Raw genomic sequence first — 16,128 nt, forward strand, 5'->3', positions numbered from 1 at the left:
AGTTATTAAGTTTGTTGGTTGTGACTTAATAACTTAATAACTGCAAGAACTTAATAACTAAAGAACTCCTTTAGTCGATGGCAAATAATTCGATAAAGGATCCCGTTTCACGGCCATGCGTATCGCTTTGGCAAATGCTTTGAAGATCGCTTCTATTTTATGATGTTCGTTATCGCCATGACATTCGATATTCAGATTGCAGCGCGCTGCATCGGAAAACGATTTAAAGAAGTGAAAGAACATTTCAGTCGGCATTTCTCCAATGCGTTCTCTTTTGAATTCGGCATTCCATACGATCCAGTTGCGGCCGCCAAAATCGATCAGCACTTTGGCATCGGCTTCATCCATCGGTAAGGCAAAACCGTAACGCTCCATACCGCGCTTATCTGCCAGCGCTTTGGCGAATGCTTCGCCCAGTGCAATACCGGTATCTTCAATCGTATGATGTTCATCGATGTGCAGATCGCCGTTTGCGCGAATGGTAAGGTCCATTTTACCGTGGCGGGCAATTTGATCGAGCATATGATCAAAAAAGCCAAGGCCGGTATAAATAGCGCCTTTGCCGCTGCCATCTACGTTCAAATCGATCTTGATCTGCGTTTCATTGGTATTGCGCTCATGAACCACCCGGCGTAATCCCAGTTTCAGGTATTCATAAATGGTGCTCCAATGCGTAGATTCCAATGCGATCACAGGACGTAGTTCATCTATTTTATCTTTTATTTCACCGGCGCCCAGATCGGGATCCTGGTTGAGCCAGATGGCTTTACAGCCCAGGTTCTTGGCCAGCTGAACGTCGGTAATGCGATCGCCGATGACATAGGAATTGGCGATATCGTACGCCGGATTGTTCAGGTATTGGGTGAGCATGCCGGTGCCCGGTTTGCGGGTGGGGGCATTGTCTTTGGGAAATGATCTGTCGATATGCACTGCGCTGAAATGAATGCCTTCCCCTTCCAGGCTTTTCATTACCAGGTTATGCAGGGGCCAGAAAGTATCTTCGGGGAAAGCAGCTGTGCCCAGGCCATCCTGGTTGGTGACCATTACCAGTTCATAATCCAGTTCGCGGGCAATGCGGCCCATGTACTCGAACATGTGCGGATAAAAGGTCAGCTTGTCAAAAGAGTCTAGCTGATAGGTAGGAGGCGCTTCATTAATTAAGGTTCCGTCGCGGTCGATGAATAAAATCCGTTTCAAAAAAGTTATTTTAAAAGTTCAATTGTTATTTCAGTTTGGCGCGCAGGGCTTTTACTTCCGCAGCCGTTACCATGCTGGCTTTATTGCCAAAGCTATTGCGAACATACGTTAAAACGTCAGCAATTTCCTGGTCATTCAATACCGATTCCTGGGGTGGCATGGGATTGTGGTATTTATCACCGTCGATCTCGATCTCACCGCCCTGTAATCCTTTCAATACGATCTTCGTGAGGGCTTTTTTATCGCCCAGTACCCATTTGGTTTTTATCAGCGGCGGGTTCATGTTCGGTACGCCGCTGCCATCGGGCTGGTGGCAGGCCAGGCAGGCGTTTTCGTATACTGTTTTACCTCTGGCGATCGCTGCCTTTAAACCGGCAGGTTGTTGTTTCTGTTGAAATGCAAAAGCGGTGGCGATAAATAATACCAGTACTAAGAGCATTGATCTTTTCATATGATTACTTTAAACTGTGATTGGTTGGTATTTATGTTACTATGTTACAGGTTACAGGTTGCATGTTACAGGGCGGTATCTGGTAATCCGGCTCTTGCAGTGTGAGTTCCTGGAACCTGGATCCTGGAACCTGTAACAGCTTGCTTACTTGCCATAGCTCACTTTCCAGATTGTACCATTGTTGTCATCAGAAACATACAATGATCCGTCGGGGCCCTGGGCCAGTCCGCACGGCCGGTATTTGGCTTTACCGGTTGAACCGCCCTGTTGAAAGCCGGAGAATCCATCGGCAAATACTTCCCATTTTCCATCAGGCATGCCGTTTTTGAATGGCACGAAGACCACAAAGAAACCAGCCTGTGGTTCCGGCGCGCGGTTCCAGGAGCCATGAAATGCGATAAAAGCGCCGTTCTTGTATTTGGCAGGGAATTGATCGCCTGTATAGAACAATAAAGCATTGGGCGCTAAATGGCCGGGGAACTGTACAATTGATTTTGTTTTATCGGTGCAGCGATCGGCTTTTTTACGGTCGCCACCATATTCAGGATTTTGTAATTGCTGTTGTTTATCGATATCCCAATAGCAATAGGGCCAGCCGCAATCGGCGCCCTTCTTTACGCGAAAGAGTTCTTCTGCCGGATTTTCTGCGCCTTCTTTCTGGCTGAACAATTCAGGGTAGAACTGGTACAGCATATCGCGGCCATGTTGCATAACGTAAAGATCATTTACCTCTGTGTTCCAGTCGAGTCCCACTACATTGCGCAAGCCGGTAGCATAGCGTACGCCATCTTCATACCCCTGATTGGTTTTGTCGGCTTTAAACTGCCAGATACCGCCTGCTTTTTCGAGGATCGGGCAGGGGTCTTGTCCGGGTGACCCTTTTACGCGGTCCTGCACCTGGCAGCAATTGGAAGGAGCGCCAATATTAACATAGATGTTGCCATTGTTATCCAGGGCCAGTGATTTTGAATTGTGCTGGTTTTTGTTGACCAGTCCGGTAACAATTTTCTGTTCGGAAGCAATATCTACTTTGCCCGACTTCTCGTCGATCTTGTAGCGGTATACATCATCATTGGAGGAAGCGTATAAATAACCGTTCTTAATGGTAATGCCGGTACCAACATAATTGCCGAAGCCGCTGGTCTCATCGGCTTTGCCATCGCCATTGCTATCGTGTAAACGGATAATGCCTTTGCCATCTTTCAGTTTTTCCAGCTTTACAAATACGTCGCCATTGGCTGCTACGGTCAAATGGCGGGCCTTGCCAAGACCGCTTGTTACTACAACAGATTTAAAACCCTGGGGCAAGGTGATGGCTGGTGCATCCTCGTCTTTTTGAACAGTGCCGGCCGGAGGTGTTTTCCGCTTGGTGGTATCATTGCCAAATGCAGTAGCCGCTATCAGGGCTGTACATGCAAGGATCAGCATTTTTTTCATCTGTATAATTTTAAATTTTTTCAATGGTCAGCTGGAAGCAAGCAATACCGGGATCGCTTTTCCCAAAGCAGTTTTAAAATTACTGTTTTAGCAGTCCTTTTATCAGGATGGTTTCCAGTTTTTCATCGCATTAACAACGGAGCTGTTCTCAGCTGGTGTGCCCACGGTGATCCGTAAACAGCCGGCGCAGAGCGCAACGCTGCTGCGGTCGCGTACAACAATTCCTTTTTCCAGTAAATATTTATAGATGGCTTTGGGGTCGGTTACCTGTACCAATAAAAAGTTAGCATCCGATGGATATATTTTCTGAACCACCGGGATGGTCATCAGGTCTTTAGCCAAAAGATCGCGCTGGGCCACAATTTCCTTGATCATATCATTCACCTGCCCAACCTCTTCCAGCGCCTGCAGGGTCAGTTCCTGCGAAGCCTGGTTGATATTGTAAGGCGGTTTTATTTTATTCATGACATGAATGATCTCCTGCGATGCAAATGCCATTCCTACGCGCAGGGCAGCCAGGCCCCAGGCCTTTGACAGGGTTTGCAGGATCACGAGGTTCGGATAATCATTCAATTCCTGGGAGAAGGAACGGAAACGGGAAAAGTTGATATACGCCTCATCGATCACCACGATGCCGTGATAATTGTTCAGAATGATCTCAATATCGTCGCGGTCTAATGAGTTACCGGTGGGGTTATTGGGGGAACATAAAAAGATGATCTTGGTATTATCGTCGATCGCTTCTTCAATGGCCGGCAGGTTCAGCTGGAAGGCAGGTGTAAGCTCCACCTTTTTTATGTTAACGTCATTGATGTGGGCGCTTACTTCGTACATGCCGTAGGTGGGCGGACAAATGAGAATGTTATCAACGCCCGGCTCACAAAAGGCGCGCATCAGCACATCGATACATTCATCACTGCCATTGCCCAGAAAGATGTTCTCTACCGGAACGCCTTTGATGGCGGACAGCTTTTCTTTTACTTTTAACTGCAATGGATCGGGGTACCGGTTATACCATTTGGTAAGCGGGGAGCCGAAACTGTTTTCATTCGCATCGAGAAATGTATTGGCCTCGCCTTTGAACTCATCCCGTGCAGATGAATAGGGTACCAGCTTTTTTATATTTTCTCTGAGTAAATTATTTAAATCGAAAGACATACTATTTTTTTATCGTGAAACGATGAGCAGTTGGCAATTCGCAATTTGCAGTTGGCAGTTGGCAGTTGGCAATTCGCAATTCATTTCAAAAAGCGCAACTTTAAACCAAATTATCGCAATTGCCATTGGTTTTTAGACAAACCGCATTTAAAAACCACCAACCACCGCTAAACCTGAGAACTTTAAACTGTGAACTTATAAACGAACCTTAACCGCATTGGCATGGGCCTGCAGCCCTTCCGCTTCGGCCATGGCAATTACTGTTTTGCTGATATTCTTCAGTCCCTCCCGGGTGAGCTGCTGGAACGTTATCTTTTTGACAAAGCTATCCACACTCACCCCGCTGTATGCTTTGGCATAGCCATTGGTTGGCAGCGTATGATTGGTGCCGCTGGCATAATCACCCACGCTTTCGGGTGAGTAATGACCCAGGAACACAGAACCTGCATTGATGATCTTTTCAGCAATTGCTTCGGGATTGTTACAGCTTAAAATAAGGTGTTCGGCTGCATACTCATTCAGCAGGTCAATGGCTTCCGCTTCATTATTTACCAGGATCAGTTTGCTGTTGGCCAGCGCTTTTAAGGCAATATCCTTTCTGGGTAATGCCTGCACCTGGTTGTTGATCTCCTGCTCAATACTGTTAACCACTGCCTGGGTGCAGCTTACCAGCACCACCTGGCTATCGCTGCCATGTTCGGCCTGGCTTAAGAGGTCCGCCGCTACAAATGCCGCATTGGCCGATTCATCGGCATACACGGCTACTTCGCTGGGGCCGGCAGGCATGTCGATGGCCAGTCCATCCTGCTGCACCAGTTGTTTGGCGCAGGTTACGTACTGATTGCCCGGGCCGAAGATCTTGGCAACGGCGGGAATGGTTTCGGTACCATAGGCCATAGCGCCAATGGCCTGTACGCCACCTACTTTGAACACCTTAGTAATGCCCACTGCTTTTGCCGCAAACAAAATAGCAGGATGCAGCTGGCCATTGGCATCGGGTGGGGAACAAAGGATGATCTCGGTACAGCCGGCCAGTTTAGCCGGAGTGCCCAGCATGAGTATTGTAGAAAAGAGCGGGGCGGTGCCGCCGGGTATATACAGGCCTACTTTTTCGATGGCCACATTTTTACGCCAGCATTGTACGCCGGGCATGGTCTCGATGATCTCCGGCGCCGTTAGCTGTGCTTTGTGAAATGTTTCAATATTTACTTTGGCCGAAAGGATAGCGGCTTTCAGTTTGGCATCGAGCGATTGCTGGGCGGCCATGAATTCTTCTTCAGTGACCTGCAGCTGGCCGAGCGTAGCTTTATCAAACTGCCGGGTGAATTTTTTTACGGCTGCATCGCCTTCCTGCTTAACAGCCTGCAGAATATTTTTTACAGAACCTTCCAGCGCTTCCACATTCATCACCGGGCGTTGCAGCAACGCCTTCCACTCATTCCTTTGCGGATATTGATAAACTTGCATAATGAAATTCTTGTTTTCTTGTGCCCTGATATTTGTTGCTTTGAACCTTGCATTATTATGCCTTGTGCCTGGCTTGTGCTTTCAGTCTTAGATGATCATTTTTTCAATAGGCACCACCAGTATGCCCTGGGCGCCGGCAGCTTTGAGCTGTTCAATGATATCCCAGAAGGTATCTTCGCTGAGCACGCTGTGAACACTGCTCCAGCCAGCTTCGGCCAGCGGTAATACGGTGGGGCTTTTCATACCGGGTAGCAGCGAAATGATCTCTTTTACCTTATCGTTTGGTGCGTTCAATAAAATGTATTTGTTGTTTTGCGCTTTCTTTACCGAGCGGATGCGGAATACCAGTTTATCGAGCAGTTTCTGTTGTTCGGCATCCAGGCTGTTATTGCGGATCAACACGGCCTGTGATTGTAATAATACTTCCACTTCTTTCAGGCCATTCATTAAGAGAGTAGAACCGCTGCTTACGAGGTCGGCCACTACGTCGGCCAAACCAATGCCAGGGGCTATTTCAACGGAACCGCTGATCTCATGGATCTCGGCCTGTACATTATTCTTAGCGAGGAATTCATTCACGAGGAGGGGATAGCTGGTGGCAATGCGTTTGCCCTGTAAAGACTGCACGCCTTCGTATTGCTGGTTACGGGGAATGGCTACGGAAAGGCGGCATTTGCCAAAGCCGAGTTTTTCAACGATAGCGGCTTTTTTATTCTTTTCGTAGAGGACGTTCTCGCCTACGATACCAATATCGGCCACACCGTCTTCAACATATTGCGGAATATCGTCGTCGCGCAAAAAGAAAACTTCCAGGGGAAAATTGTCTGATTCGGTTTTCAGGCGGTCCTTTACATTGCGCAGGGCAATACCGCATTCTTTTAACAGTTGTACGGAATCTTCATACAGGCGTCCCGATTTCTGAATGGCAATCCGAAGTTTCATCAGCATGTCATGTTTTAAGGTCTGGTACAGACCATGTTTAAAATGATAAGGGCTTACCATGCGGTAAGCCCTTAATAATATCTGGCACTACACAAAGCACCACCGGCCTACCTGCTGAGGTAAGTATGATGATGGTGATGGATGTGTATGAAAATTGTCATAATGAGCCGCAAAAATACTACTTACCTGCTGCCGGCAAAATTTTTTTTATGTTACCAGTGGGTATGCAGGACCTGCAAAAATTATTTTGGGCGCATCCGTTTAATAATGTGTAACTTACATAGGAGCAAACCCCGCCGTGCGCTTGCCCGGAAAGGCTTGTGCCGGTAACCCAGGGAATAATACATTACAAAAAAGATAGACTTACAGACTGGTATTCCCTGATCATTGTTGGATAATTAAATATTGCCACATGCCAAACCGATCTCGCATCCAACGATTTGTAATTTTGTTATTGCTGCTGTTCATGGCCTGGTTTACCCGGTGTAAACCTGCACACGCAGACATACCACAGCAACCGGCAGCCATCGAGCAATAACCTCAACTTGATTCTATGAAAGCGCATGAGTACAAAGTAAATATTACCTGGACGGGCAACCGGGGAAAGGGTACCGCTTCCTATACCTCGTACGAAAGAGAACATACGATCGTTGCCGGTAATAAACCGGTGATCCCGGGTTCATCGGATCCAGCTTTCCGCGGTGATAAGACCAGGTACAACCCGGAAGAACTGCTGGTGGCGTCTTTGTCGTCCTGCCACATGTTATGGTTTTTGCATTTATGCTCCGCGGCCGGGGTACAGGTAGTTGAATATGTTGATGATGCCACCGGTGTGATGGAAGAAACAGCCGACGGGGGTGGCCATTTTACCGAAGTGACGCTCTTTCCTGTAATAACCCTCGCCAATGAACAGATGATCGATCGGGCCGATGCCTTACATGAAAAAGCCAATGCCTTATGTTTTATTGCCAACTCCTGCAATTTTCCGGTGCATCATAAACCTATTTATAAGATTGCGGAACGCGAAACGCAGAACGCTTGATCCGCCAAAGGCCAACATGCGGACTTATGGCGCCGGCGGAAAAGAGATCGAACGCAGGATCGTTTTCTTCAGCACCAGTTTAAAGAAGAGGTATAATACATGTAATATAAGTATTGTCCATACCAGCACATCGAATATCCTGCCCATCATTTTTTCCGCTCCTGTATACATAACGGTATCCCTGTCTAATTGCTTCGTAACAAACAATTCATCCAGATATACATAGGTGCATAGCAACAGGAGCAGAAGGAACAATTCCTGTAAAATGAACGTATACAGGAGGAATGGCTTCCCCAGCTGTTTTTTGACCTGACTGTAAAAGTAAACGGTTACTACATTATAAGGGATCAGCGTGAGGTATGCATTGGTATCATTGAAATAAATAAAATTCAGGATCAGGCAGCTTAAGAGAATACTTACTTCCATGCCCGGACTGCCGGCCAGATCCGGGTTGATGAAGATGAGATATACGGCGCTGAACAAAAGGATGAGAAATAAAGAGCCGATGATGGTGTTCTTGGTCGTGGCAGGACAGTCATTGGTAAAACATACTGCCTCAGCTATATTATAGTGATACAGGATGTATTGTCCCAACCAGGCTATTATAAACGAAATAACCACAATCAGGGTAATGGATTTGATCGCATTACGGAGGGTCATAAGGATCTTTTAAGGCCTTTATTACCTTATAAAAATAGCAAAATTTATCAGTGTGACTAATAAGACAGGGCGTCTTGTTCTGATTGTACCCACTAGACACTCTTCACGGCTGATAACCAGTATGCTTCATGAAACGATTCCTCCTAATACGTGGCTTATTTATTGCTATCTGCAGTCATTATCCGGTTTACTTTATTAACTTTCGGCGTATGGAACAAACCATTTCAATAACGGTAAGCGGCCTGGTACAGGGAGTATATTACCGCCAAAGTACGAAAGAAAAGGCCCTGGAATTGGGGGTTTCGGGTTTGGTAAAGAACCTGCCTGATGGGAACGTGCATATTATAGCCACCGGTACCGCCGACCAGCTCGATCAGCTGGTGCATTGGTGTAAACAGGGCCCACCACATGCCAAGGTAAGTGCTGTGAATGTAAAGCAGCTGGAGAAGCAGGTATTTATGAGTTTTGTAATACAACGATAACCGGGGGTAATGTGCTAATTTGCTGATGTGCTAATGTGCTAATGCAGCGTTGTACCCGATGGCTTTTTGAGAGCAGGGGGCAGTTATGGGATAGGGGTTCGCTCACTGCCTTGTGCCTTTATGCCTCTGTGCCTTTTTGCTTTGTGCCTCGTTGCCATTATGCCTTTTTTGCCTTTTTGCATTAACTTTCCAACTTATTATTAAAATTATCAACCAATGGCTAAACGATTCCTTTGTGCCTTTTCCTTTATTATTTGTGCATATGCCGTACAGGCGCAAAAACCTTTGCGGCAGGGTGATCCGAAATTATCAGAAGTATGGGAACCCGAACCAAAAGTGATCACGCCCGGCAAATCAGCTTCCGATGCACCTTCCGATGCGATCGTGCTCTTCGATGGACAAAACGCAGATGCCTGGGCGGGGAAAGATAATGGACCGGTTAAATGGAAAGTGGAGAATGGCGCATTGACCGTTGTTGGCGGCACTGGGGAAATCCATTCCAAACAAGCTTTTGGCGACTGCCAGCTGCACGTTGAATGGCGTACACCGGCCGAGGTAAAAGGGGATGGACAGGGCCGTGGTAACAGTGGTATTTTCTTAATGGGCCGGTATGAGCTGCAGGTACTTGATTCATACAAGAACAGGACCTATAGCAATGGCCAGGCGGGGAGTATTTACAAACAATTGCCTCCATTGGTGAACGCCAGCAGAGGACCTGGTGAATGGCAAACCTATGATATCATCTTTATTGCACCCCGTTTTTATGAAGATGGTTCTGTTAAATCAAGGGCGCAGATAACCGTTCTGCATAATGGCGTGCTGGTACAGAATAATGCTACGTTATGGGGCAGCACCCAGTATATCGGCATTGCTACTTATGAGAAACATGGAGAAAAAGAACCGCTGGTGCTGCAGGATCATGGAAATCCAACGAGCTTCAGGAATATCTGGATACGTCCGTTATAATCAATAGACAATTGGCCATAATTTATGTTACAGGTTCCAGGTTACAGGTTTCAAGGAAAAAAGCCCTGGAACTTGTAACCTGGCACTTGAAACTTCGATAAAAGGACCTGTAGTCCCTGCCACCAATTGCATTTTTATTTTAGCAGCTCATCAACGATCGCATAAAACTCTTTCTTAAAAGCCTCATAGTGTTCCCCGGTGCCCGGGCCATAAAAGCCGCTATGCGTTCTCTTCAGTTTGCCGTCGCGGCCAATGAAAAGGGTGGTGGGGAACATTTTGATCTTCGTTATTTGCGGTAATGTCTTTTCTGTACGCAGGGTATCTGAAACCCGTACACCTGTAATAAGCATTGGATAGGTGATATTGAAATGCTGCTGGAATTTACGCAAACTCTTCTGTGACCTGCGGAAATCGGTGCTGTATTCATATGCAAGTGCGATCATTTCAATGCCGCGTTGTTTATTGTTTTTGTAATACTCACTTAGGAAGGCAGTTTCATCCATACAGTTCGGGCACCAGGAACCCATGATCTGGATGATCACCACTTTATTGCGGAAACGATCGTCGTTTATGGATACCATATTGCTGTCGAGGTCGGGAAAGCGGAAGTTCAAACGTTCTTCACCCGGTTTCAGATATACGTTTGCCAGCGTGTCCGGAATGATAGCTTTTTCATTTTTCCTGGCTGTCCAGTTCTCTACAAAACTGGCGCCGGAGAAAAATAAGCCATCGGTAATCGCCGTATCGTTGTGAACCGTGCCCCTGAAATAGTAAGCATGGCTGCCATCAAAGGTGCTCAGGTGTATTGTGTCTTTATCCAACCCGCCTTCCAGGTAACGATAGTCGCCGGTGGGTGTTAACACCGTGCCTGTTAAATGCGTGCCGGACTGGTTAAATTCAATAATGGCCGGTTTTGATCTGTTTTTGTCGATAAAGGTGGCAGCCCATCTTCCACTGATCTTCCGCCTGGTTTCTCTGGCTTGCGGATAGCGTTCGCCCTTATTATAGTTAAATACCACAGGCATCACCTGGGTGGATGTAGAAGTGCCTTTGATCCACGAACCGCGCAGCGTTTGGTTGTTTTCCAGTTTTAACCTGAATTCCGATTCAAACAGCGGCATTTGAACGAATATGCTATCCTTTTTTTGTTCAATAGCAGTGACCTTTATTTTTTCAGCTGCATTTCGAACTTGCCATACTGGTTTGCCAGCTGCATATTGTATGGTTACACTAAAATCAATGGTATTTCCATCTGCCCTTTGCAGTGATGCGCGCCAGGCACCGCCGGCCGGCTTTTGCGCCTTGGTTGCAGCCGGAAGAATAAAAGCGGTGATCAAACCGAAAATCCAGGGAATCTTTTTCATATTACTTATCTAAACAAAAATTTAGCATGCAAGTTTAGTGCATTTGTCTATCTATAAAAAGTTGGGGCTGCTTCATTTTTTGAAACAGCCCCGGTGACAACACATAGCACTAAATGCTCAAAGAAAAACAATGAATATTTTGCACCTATTTAACAATATAGTATTGGGAAGAAGTACTATTCCTATTATTCAGGAAATTTAAAGCACAATTCCTGGAATTCCAAAAAAACTGTCCAACCAACAGGGCTACACGCTGTTGTCTGCAACAATGATTACGGTTTGCGCAGATTTTCCAACATGTCCTTGGTCATTTTTAACAGATCGTATTCTGGTTTCCAGCCCCAGTCATTACGCGCAACAGAATCATCAATACTTTGCGGCCAGCTGTCGGCGATAGTTTGCCGGTAGTCAGGTTCGTATTGCATAGTGAATTCGGGAATATAGTTTTTGATGGCGCTGGCAATTTCTTTGGGGGAGAAACTGATCGCCGATATGTTGTAGGAAGTGCGAACAGAAATATTACTGGCGGGTGCTTCCATCAATTCAATGGTCGCCCTGATGGCATCGGGCATATACATCATGGGCAGGTAAGTATCTTCTTTCAAAAAGCAGGTGTATTTCTTTTCTTCCAGTGCTTCATGAAATATTTCCACGGCATAATCGGTAGTGCCGCCACCGGGCGCAGATTTGTAAGAGATCAATCCGGGATAACGAAGGCTGCGCACATCAACATGGTAGCGTTGATGATAATAGTTGCACCAAAATTCACCGGCGTATTTACTGATGCCATACACCGTTATTGGTTCAATGATGGTTTGCTGCGGGCAGTTCTGCCTGGGCGAAGTGGGGCCGAATACGGCAATACTGCTGGGCCAGTATACCTTGTAGATCTTTTCTTCCCTGGCGATATCAAGCACATTCAGCAATCCCTGCATGTTCAGATGCCAGGCGAGGTTCGGGTTCTTTTCACCGGTGGCTGAGAGGATGGCGGCCAGCAGGTAGATCTGCGTGATGTTCTGCCGGATGACCTGAACATGCAGCATTTCTTTATTCATAACGTCGAGGCTAACGTATGGGCCTGTGCCTTTCAATAAATCGTTCTCTTCCCGGAGATCAGATGCAATGACATTGGCATTACCATAGATCTTGCGCAAGGCCAGTGTAAGTTCAACACCAATTTGGCCGGAAGCGCCAATTACGAGTATTCTTTCTCTAATCATTAATAAACAACTGTTAGTTTTTGTAATAGCAGCAAAAGAAAGGAAAAAAGATCAAATACCAATGTGATAATGTGATAATTGGATAATGTGATAATTAAAAGACTAAACAGGTTGATTTTTAGATTGTTAACTTTTTTGGCGCTGAACAGCCTGAGCGAATTCATTATCAAATTTGCTAATCATCAAATTATCACATTGATTTACCTTTGCCGCATGAAAAAAATGCTTACTGACCTTTTCGCCGGGCAACAATACGATGCTTCGAACTTCTTTTTGATTGCTGGTCCCTGTGTAGTGGAAAGTGAAGAGTTGTTGATGGAAGTAGGAGAGAAAGTATCCACGATCTGCCGCAACCTGGGCATCCCTTATATTTTTAAAGCTTCTTACCGCAAGGCTAATCGCACCAGCGCTTCTTCCTTTACCGGACTGGGCGATGAAACCGGCTTACAACTGCTGCAAAAAACAGGCGCCGCCTTTAAAGTGCCGGTAACAACAGATATCCATGCGCATGATGAAGCAGCCATAGCTGCCCAGTTTGCAGATGTGTTGCAGATCCCCGCCTTTTTGTGCCGGCAAACCGACCTGCTGATCGCAGCGGCTGAAACCGGTAAAATAGTGAATGTAAAAAAAGGCCAGTTTGTTAGCGGCCCATCCATGAAATTTGCGGTAGAGAAAATAATAAAAGCCGGTAATGAGAATGTGATCCTTACCGAGCGGGGTAATACCTTCGGTTACCAGGACCTGGTAGTTGATTACCGGAACATTCCCTGGATGAAAGAACATGGCGCACCGGTGGTAATGGATTGCACGCACAGCCTGCAACAACCCAATCAGACAACAGGTGTTACCGGTGGTAATCCGCAATTGATCGGTACCATTGCCAGCGCTGCCATTGCCTCCGGCGCCGATGGTTTATTTATTGAGACCCATCCCAATCCCGCTGTTGCCAAAAGCGATGGAGCCAACATGTTGCGCTTAGATCTGTTGGAAGCCCTGTTACAGAAGTTAGTGAGGATCAGAAAAGCGGTGGTATAAGGGCAAGTGGTAAATGGCTAGTGGCTGGTGGGGAACGGCGAGTGAAGAGTAGCCAGTAGACTGGCGGGGGAATCTCATTTCTGGCATAATCGCCTAGGATAATTTAGCATTACTATAAAAAGAAAAGCCCTTGTAGTGAAGTTCACTATAAGGGCTTTTGTATTTCAAATTTGTGAGGTCTGAAGTTTGCAGCGAAGCTTGCATGAAAGCCACCCGCCACTCACTACATACAACTCGTTACTTCACCAAACGCACGGTGTCTACAACGGTTACATTACCGGTAGTTACAGCGATACCCGTCTTAACCTGTGAGTTGTAGGTGGTATCGGTAGGCCAGTATTGCAGGGTATAAGAAGCAGCAGGTACTCCTTTGATCAAGTAGCCACCGGTTGAATCGGTAAAGGTAGAGATGGTATCGGCGCCATTGATCGCATACACTGCAGTGATCACCGGGGCAGGTGTAACAGCACCTTTGATGCTACCACCAACCGCATTTAATACGGTGCGGATAACCGGTTTCAAAATGTACTTGCCATTACCGGGGGTTATGATGGATTTACCAGCATCGAAATCAAGCAGCATGGTGTACAGGATGCCACCTGTTACATTATGCTGAACGTTCAGCTTTAAACCGCTTTGTTGTGCGCTGGGTGTTTCGAGCTGAATGGTTTTGCCATCAACAACAATTGAATTGTTGGAGCCCAGTACCAGGCGGATCTGGTGCAGTTTGCCTGTAGGAATATCGGCATTCACCAGCAGGGTGTCTTTATCATTCACCAGGTCGAGCAGGTTGTATATACCCTTATGTACACCTGGTAACGATTGCCACCCTTTGTCGTCTTCACCGGTTACATTGATCTGTACATCCTGCAGATCGATATAAACGGCATCGTAATTAGCAGGATCATCGGTCATGCGGACCTCTAATCTGGCTTTCTCATTCGAGTCTTTATCAGAACAGGAAATCAGGCCAGTGGTAAATAGTAAACTTGCGAACAGGGACGTGAGCAAATTGGATTTCATAGTGTGTGACATATTTTATGTAGGCACAAAGGAGCGAAAAGTATACCACACATAAAAACATAATATGAAAAAAGCTCCCTGGGGGAGCTGTAAGCATTTGTTTATCAAAGGTCTTATAATGAGGAAAAATATTTATAAACATTTTTCCTTATTTGGTATTGGATTTAAAAACGGGGAGTTGAATACCTTCAGTATTGTATTTGTACGCAAAACTATTCCGGACTATTACTATAGGGTATCTGATATAGCTATAACAACAACCGTAAAAAGTAAACGGAATAATACGGCTTCAATTTAACGTTTCATAAACAGCCATGGTATTTATCAATGGGGAATTGTTCGTGTCGGCTGTTAATGAGACAGTTTCTTTTGTGAGAGTAACTGGCTGGGTAAGATGCCAAATTCTTTTTTAAAGGCGATGGTAAAATTGCTCAGATTCGAATAGCCCAGCTCCATGGCCACTTCTTTAACAGAATACTTTCCGGTCAGTAATTTATCCTGCGCCGCATGCATCCGTGCTTTTTGAAAGTACTCATAAATGGGGAAATTGTACATCGTCTTGAAGTCCTTTTTCAGCTTTGATTCACTGATAGCGGCTATCCTGGCCAGTTGCTGTATCGAAGGCGGGGTTTGCAATACATTTCTTGTTAATAAGCGTTCGATATGCATTACCCGGGCGATATCTTCATGGGACAGCGGCAGCCGGTATGCCGGGTTGCTCATTTTTTCGAACAGGCTTGTAAAGAAACGTTCAACCAACAGCATCATGCGGTTCTGCAGAATGGTCGTTCTCATCGGATTGTCTTCTTCCACATGACTTATGGTCTTCATCCACCGCCTGTACCGTGCATCGAGTGGTATAATATTTATGCTTTCCGCTTTCAACGAAATATAGGATGATAATACATCTTCTACCCGTTCAATTTCAAAATACCGCCCCAGCCATTGTTTGCTGAAGGCGATATGCACTCCTTTATAACTACAGCCGGCCGTTCCTTCATACGACCAGTTGTACAGTGAACTGGTGAGATATGCCAGCGCTTTATTGGTATTTTTTTCCCTGATCTTTTCATCAGCCACCGTAATGGTCAGTGACTGTGGAATGGCCAGTTCATCAAAACGAAGCATATAGTATTCTTCGCTGGATTGATTGATGTGAATATGCCAGTCCTTGCGCAGGGTACAGTCTATGAGGTAGGCATGTAAGCCGTTTGGGGCATGAATATGGCGAAAGCTCCCGGTGCCGATCGCTTCGGGAATTAACAATTGTTCGTTGTGCACCGGAACCTGTAATGAGAAGGCCATCGCATGCACCAATTGCTCATAATTGGTATCAGTGTAATCAAATTCGAACACAGAGCCTTATTTACGTCTGTACATAGGACAGATGATAAAAAAATCCGTACCAGCCCAGATCACGGCTAAATATTCAGAGGAGTAAAAGGTTCTATTGATATTTCAAGGGGTTGCGGCGGAGCGACCAGATGTATCTTTTAATATTCATCCAGAACGCCAGGATGAAATAAATGATCAATGGAGAACCCATAGTAAGAAAGGATACATATATAAACCAGGTACGAATGCGCGAGGTAGCAATGCCCAGCCTTTCACCAATAGCTGAACATACGCCAAATGCCTGCCATTCTATAAATTGCCTGAACCGGTTCATGGCTCTAAATTAAAA

General features: G+C 45.9%; 16 protein-coding genes. 4 read left to right on the forward strand and 12 right to left on the reverse strand.

Annotation, left to right across the window (positions count from 1 at the left end; all coding sequences use genetic code 11):
• Window positions 1-57: 57 nt before the first annotated feature.
• The 6 genes from hisB to hisG all read right to left on the reverse strand — a co-directional run bounded on the left by hisB (window position 58) and on the right by hisG (window position 6,652).
• Window positions 58-1,197 carry a bifunctional histidinol-phosphatase/imidazoleglycerol-phosphate dehydratase HisB gene (hisB, locus tag JT717_RS19335; RefSeq protein ID WP_205512662.1) on the reverse strand — a complete coding sequence of 380 codons (1,140 nt, stop codon included), beginning with the start codon at window positions 1,195-1,197 and terminating at the stop codon, window positions 58-60.
• Between the two features lie 25 nt (window positions 1,198-1,222).
• Window positions 1,223-1,648, reverse strand: a complete 426-nt coding sequence (locus JT717_RS19340; RefSeq protein WP_205512663.1) for a c-type cytochrome — start codon at window positions 1,646-1,648, stop codon at window positions 1,223-1,225.
• Window positions 1,649-1,792: 144 nt separating this feature from the next.
• Window positions 1,793-3,085 (reverse strand): PQQ-dependent sugar dehydrogenase, encoded by a 1,293-nt coding sequence (locus JT717_RS19345; RefSeq protein ID WP_205512665.1) that lies wholly within the window; start codon window positions 3,083-3,085, stop codon window positions 1,793-1,795.
• 102 nt (window positions 3,086-3,187) lie between these two features.
• Window positions 3,188-4,243, reverse strand: a complete 1,056-nt coding sequence (gene hisC / locus JT717_RS19350) for a histidinol-phosphate transaminase (RefSeq protein ID WP_205512667.1) — start codon at window positions 4,241-4,243, stop codon at window positions 3,188-3,190.
• Between the two features lie 195 nt (window positions 4,244-4,438).
• Complete coding sequence (hisD, locus tag JT717_RS19355) at window positions 4,439-5,710, reverse strand: histidinol dehydrogenase (RefSeq protein ID WP_205512669.1); 1,272 nt, start codon at window positions 5,708-5,710, stop codon at window positions 4,439-4,441.
• Between the two features lie 87 nt (window positions 5,711-5,797).
• Window positions 5,798-6,652, reverse strand: a complete 855-nt coding sequence (gene hisG, locus JT717_RS19360) for an ATP phosphoribosyltransferase (RefSeq protein ID WP_205512671.1) — start codon at window positions 6,650-6,652, stop codon at window positions 5,798-5,800.
• Window positions 6,653-7,205: 553 nt separating this feature from the next.
• Between hisG and JT717_RS19365 the strand changes: the two genes are divergently transcribed.
• The gene (locus JT717_RS19365; RefSeq protein ID WP_205512673.1) at window positions 7,206-7,694 is read left to right on the forward strand and encodes an OsmC family protein; all 489 of its coding nucleotides are present in this window, start codon (window positions 7,206-7,208) and stop codon (window positions 7,692-7,694) included.
• Window positions 7,695-7,718: 24 nt separating this feature from the next.
• On the opposite strand, the gene JT717_RS19370 is transcribed toward JT717_RS19365, so the two are convergent.
• Window positions 7,719-8,354: a hypothetical protein gene (locus JT717_RS19370; RefSeq protein ID WP_205512674.1), complete on the reverse strand. Its 636-nt coding sequence runs from the start codon at window positions 8,352-8,354 to the stop codon at window positions 7,719-7,721.
• 209 nt (window positions 8,355-8,563) lie between these two features.
• Between JT717_RS19370 and JT717_RS19375 the strand changes: the two genes are divergently transcribed.
• Window positions 8,564-8,836: an acylphosphatase gene (locus tag JT717_RS19375; RefSeq protein ID WP_205512676.1), complete on the forward strand. Its 273-nt coding sequence runs from the start codon at window positions 8,564-8,566 to the stop codon at window positions 8,834-8,836.
• Between the two features lie 216 nt (window positions 8,837-9,052).
• Window positions 9,053-9,802, forward strand: coding sequence for a 3-keto-disaccharide hydrolase (locus JT717_RS19380; RefSeq protein ID WP_205512678.1), 750 nt, complete (start codon window positions 9,053-9,055; stop codon window positions 9,800-9,802).
• Window positions 9,803-9,936: 134 nt separating this feature from the next.
• On the opposite strand, the gene JT717_RS19385 is transcribed toward JT717_RS19380, so the two are convergent.
• Window positions 9,937-11,166, reverse strand: a complete 1,230-nt coding sequence (locus tag JT717_RS19385) for a peroxiredoxin family protein (RefSeq protein WP_205512681.1) — start codon at window positions 11,164-11,166, stop codon at window positions 9,937-9,939.
• Between the two features lie 272 nt (window positions 11,167-11,438).
• Entirely contained in the window at window positions 11,439-12,386 is a 948-nt protein-coding gene (locus JT717_RS19390) for an NAD-dependent epimerase/dehydratase family protein (protein ID WP_205512689.1), read from the reverse strand.
• Between the two features lie 213 nt (window positions 12,387-12,599).
• Between JT717_RS19390 and kdsA the strand changes: the two genes are divergently transcribed.
• Window positions 12,600-13,421, forward strand: a complete 822-nt coding sequence (kdsA, locus tag JT717_RS19395; protein WP_205512691.1) for a 3-deoxy-8-phosphooctulonate synthase — start codon at window positions 12,600-12,602, stop codon at window positions 13,419-13,421.
• 237 nt (window positions 13,422-13,658) lie between these two features.
• Here the strand turns inward: kdsA and JT717_RS19400 are convergent, their stop codons facing one another.
• From JT717_RS19400 to JT717_RS19410, 3 genes are all read right to left on the reverse strand, one after another.
• Window positions 13,659-14,444 (reverse strand): DUF4382 domain-containing protein, encoded by a 786-nt coding sequence (locus JT717_RS19400; RefSeq protein WP_205512692.1) that lies wholly within the window; start codon window positions 14,442-14,444, stop codon window positions 13,659-13,661.
• A gap of 351 nt (window positions 14,445-14,795) precedes the next feature.
• On the reverse strand, window positions 14,796-15,800 hold the full coding sequence (locus JT717_RS28870) for a helix-turn-helix domain-containing protein (protein ID WP_205512693.1): 1,005 nt from the start codon (window positions 15,798-15,800) through the stop codon (window positions 14,796-14,798).
• Between the two features lie 91 nt (window positions 15,801-15,891).
• On the reverse strand, window positions 15,892-16,113 hold the full coding sequence (locus JT717_RS19410; protein ID WP_205512694.1) for a PspC domain-containing protein: 222 nt from the start codon (window positions 16,111-16,113) through the stop codon (window positions 15,892-15,894).
• Between the last annotated feature and the right edge of the window lie 15 nt (window positions 16,114-16,128).

This window comes from Longitalea arenae (assembly GCF_016924755.1).
Classification (GTDB): domain Bacteria; phylum Bacteroidota; class Bacteroidia; order Chitinophagales; family Chitinophagaceae; genus Niastella; species Niastella arenae.

What these genes read in the sequence shown, in the direction of transcription:
- JT717_RS19340 (WP_205512663.1), bottom strand. Translation starts at nt 1,648, where the DNA reads ATGAAAAGATCAATGCTCTTAGTACTGGTATTATTTATCGCCACCGCT.
- JT717_RS19345 (WP_205512665.1), bottom strand. Translation starts at nt 3,085, where the DNA reads ATGAAAAAAATGCTGATCCTTGCATGTACAGCCCTGATAGCGGCTACT.
- hisC (WP_205512667.1), bottom strand. Translation starts at nt 4,243, where the DNA reads ATGTCTTTCGATTTAAATAATTTACTCAGAGAAAATATAAAAAAGCTG.
- hisD (WP_205512669.1), bottom strand. Translation starts at nt 5,710, where the DNA reads ATGCAAGTTTATCAATATCCGCAAAGGAATGAGTGGAAGGCGTTGCTG.
- hisG (WP_205512671.1), bottom strand. Translation starts at nt 6,652, where the DNA reads ATGAAACTTCGGATTGCCATTCAGAAATCGGGACGCCTGTATGAAGAT.
- JT717_RS19365 (WP_205512673.1), top strand. Translation starts at nt 7,206, where the DNA reads ATGAAAGCGCATGAGTACAAAGTAAATATTACCTGGACGGGCAACCGG.
- JT717_RS19370 (WP_205512674.1), bottom strand. Translation starts at nt 8,354, where the DNA reads ATGACCCTCCGTAATGCGATCAAATCCATTACCCTGATTGTGGTTATT.
- JT717_RS19375 (WP_205512676.1), top strand. Translation starts at nt 8,564, where the DNA reads ATGGAACAAACCATTTCAATAACGGTAAGCGGCCTGGTACAGGGAGTA.
- JT717_RS19380 (WP_205512678.1), top strand. Translation starts at nt 9,053, where the DNA reads ATGGCTAAACGATTCCTTTGTGCCTTTTCCTTTATTATTTGTGCATAT.
- JT717_RS19385 (WP_205512681.1), bottom strand. Translation starts at nt 11,166, where the DNA reads ATGAAAAAGATTCCCTGGATTTTCGGTTTGATCACCGCTTTTATTCTT.
- JT717_RS19390 (WP_205512689.1), bottom strand. Translation starts at nt 12,386, where the DNA reads ATGATTAGAGAAAGAATACTCGTAATTGGCGCTTCCGGCCAAATTGGT.
- kdsA (WP_205512691.1), top strand. Translation starts at nt 12,600, where the DNA reads ATGAAAAAAATGCTTACTGACCTTTTCGCCGGGCAACAATACGATGCT.
- JT717_RS19400 (WP_205512692.1), bottom strand. Translation starts at nt 14,444, where the DNA reads ATGAAATCCAATTTGCTCACGTCCCTGTTCGCAAGTTTACTATTTACC.
- JT717_RS19410 (WP_205512694.1), bottom strand. Translation starts at nt 16,113, where the DNA reads ATGAACCGGTTCAGGCAATTTATAGAATGGCAGGCATTTGGCGTATGT.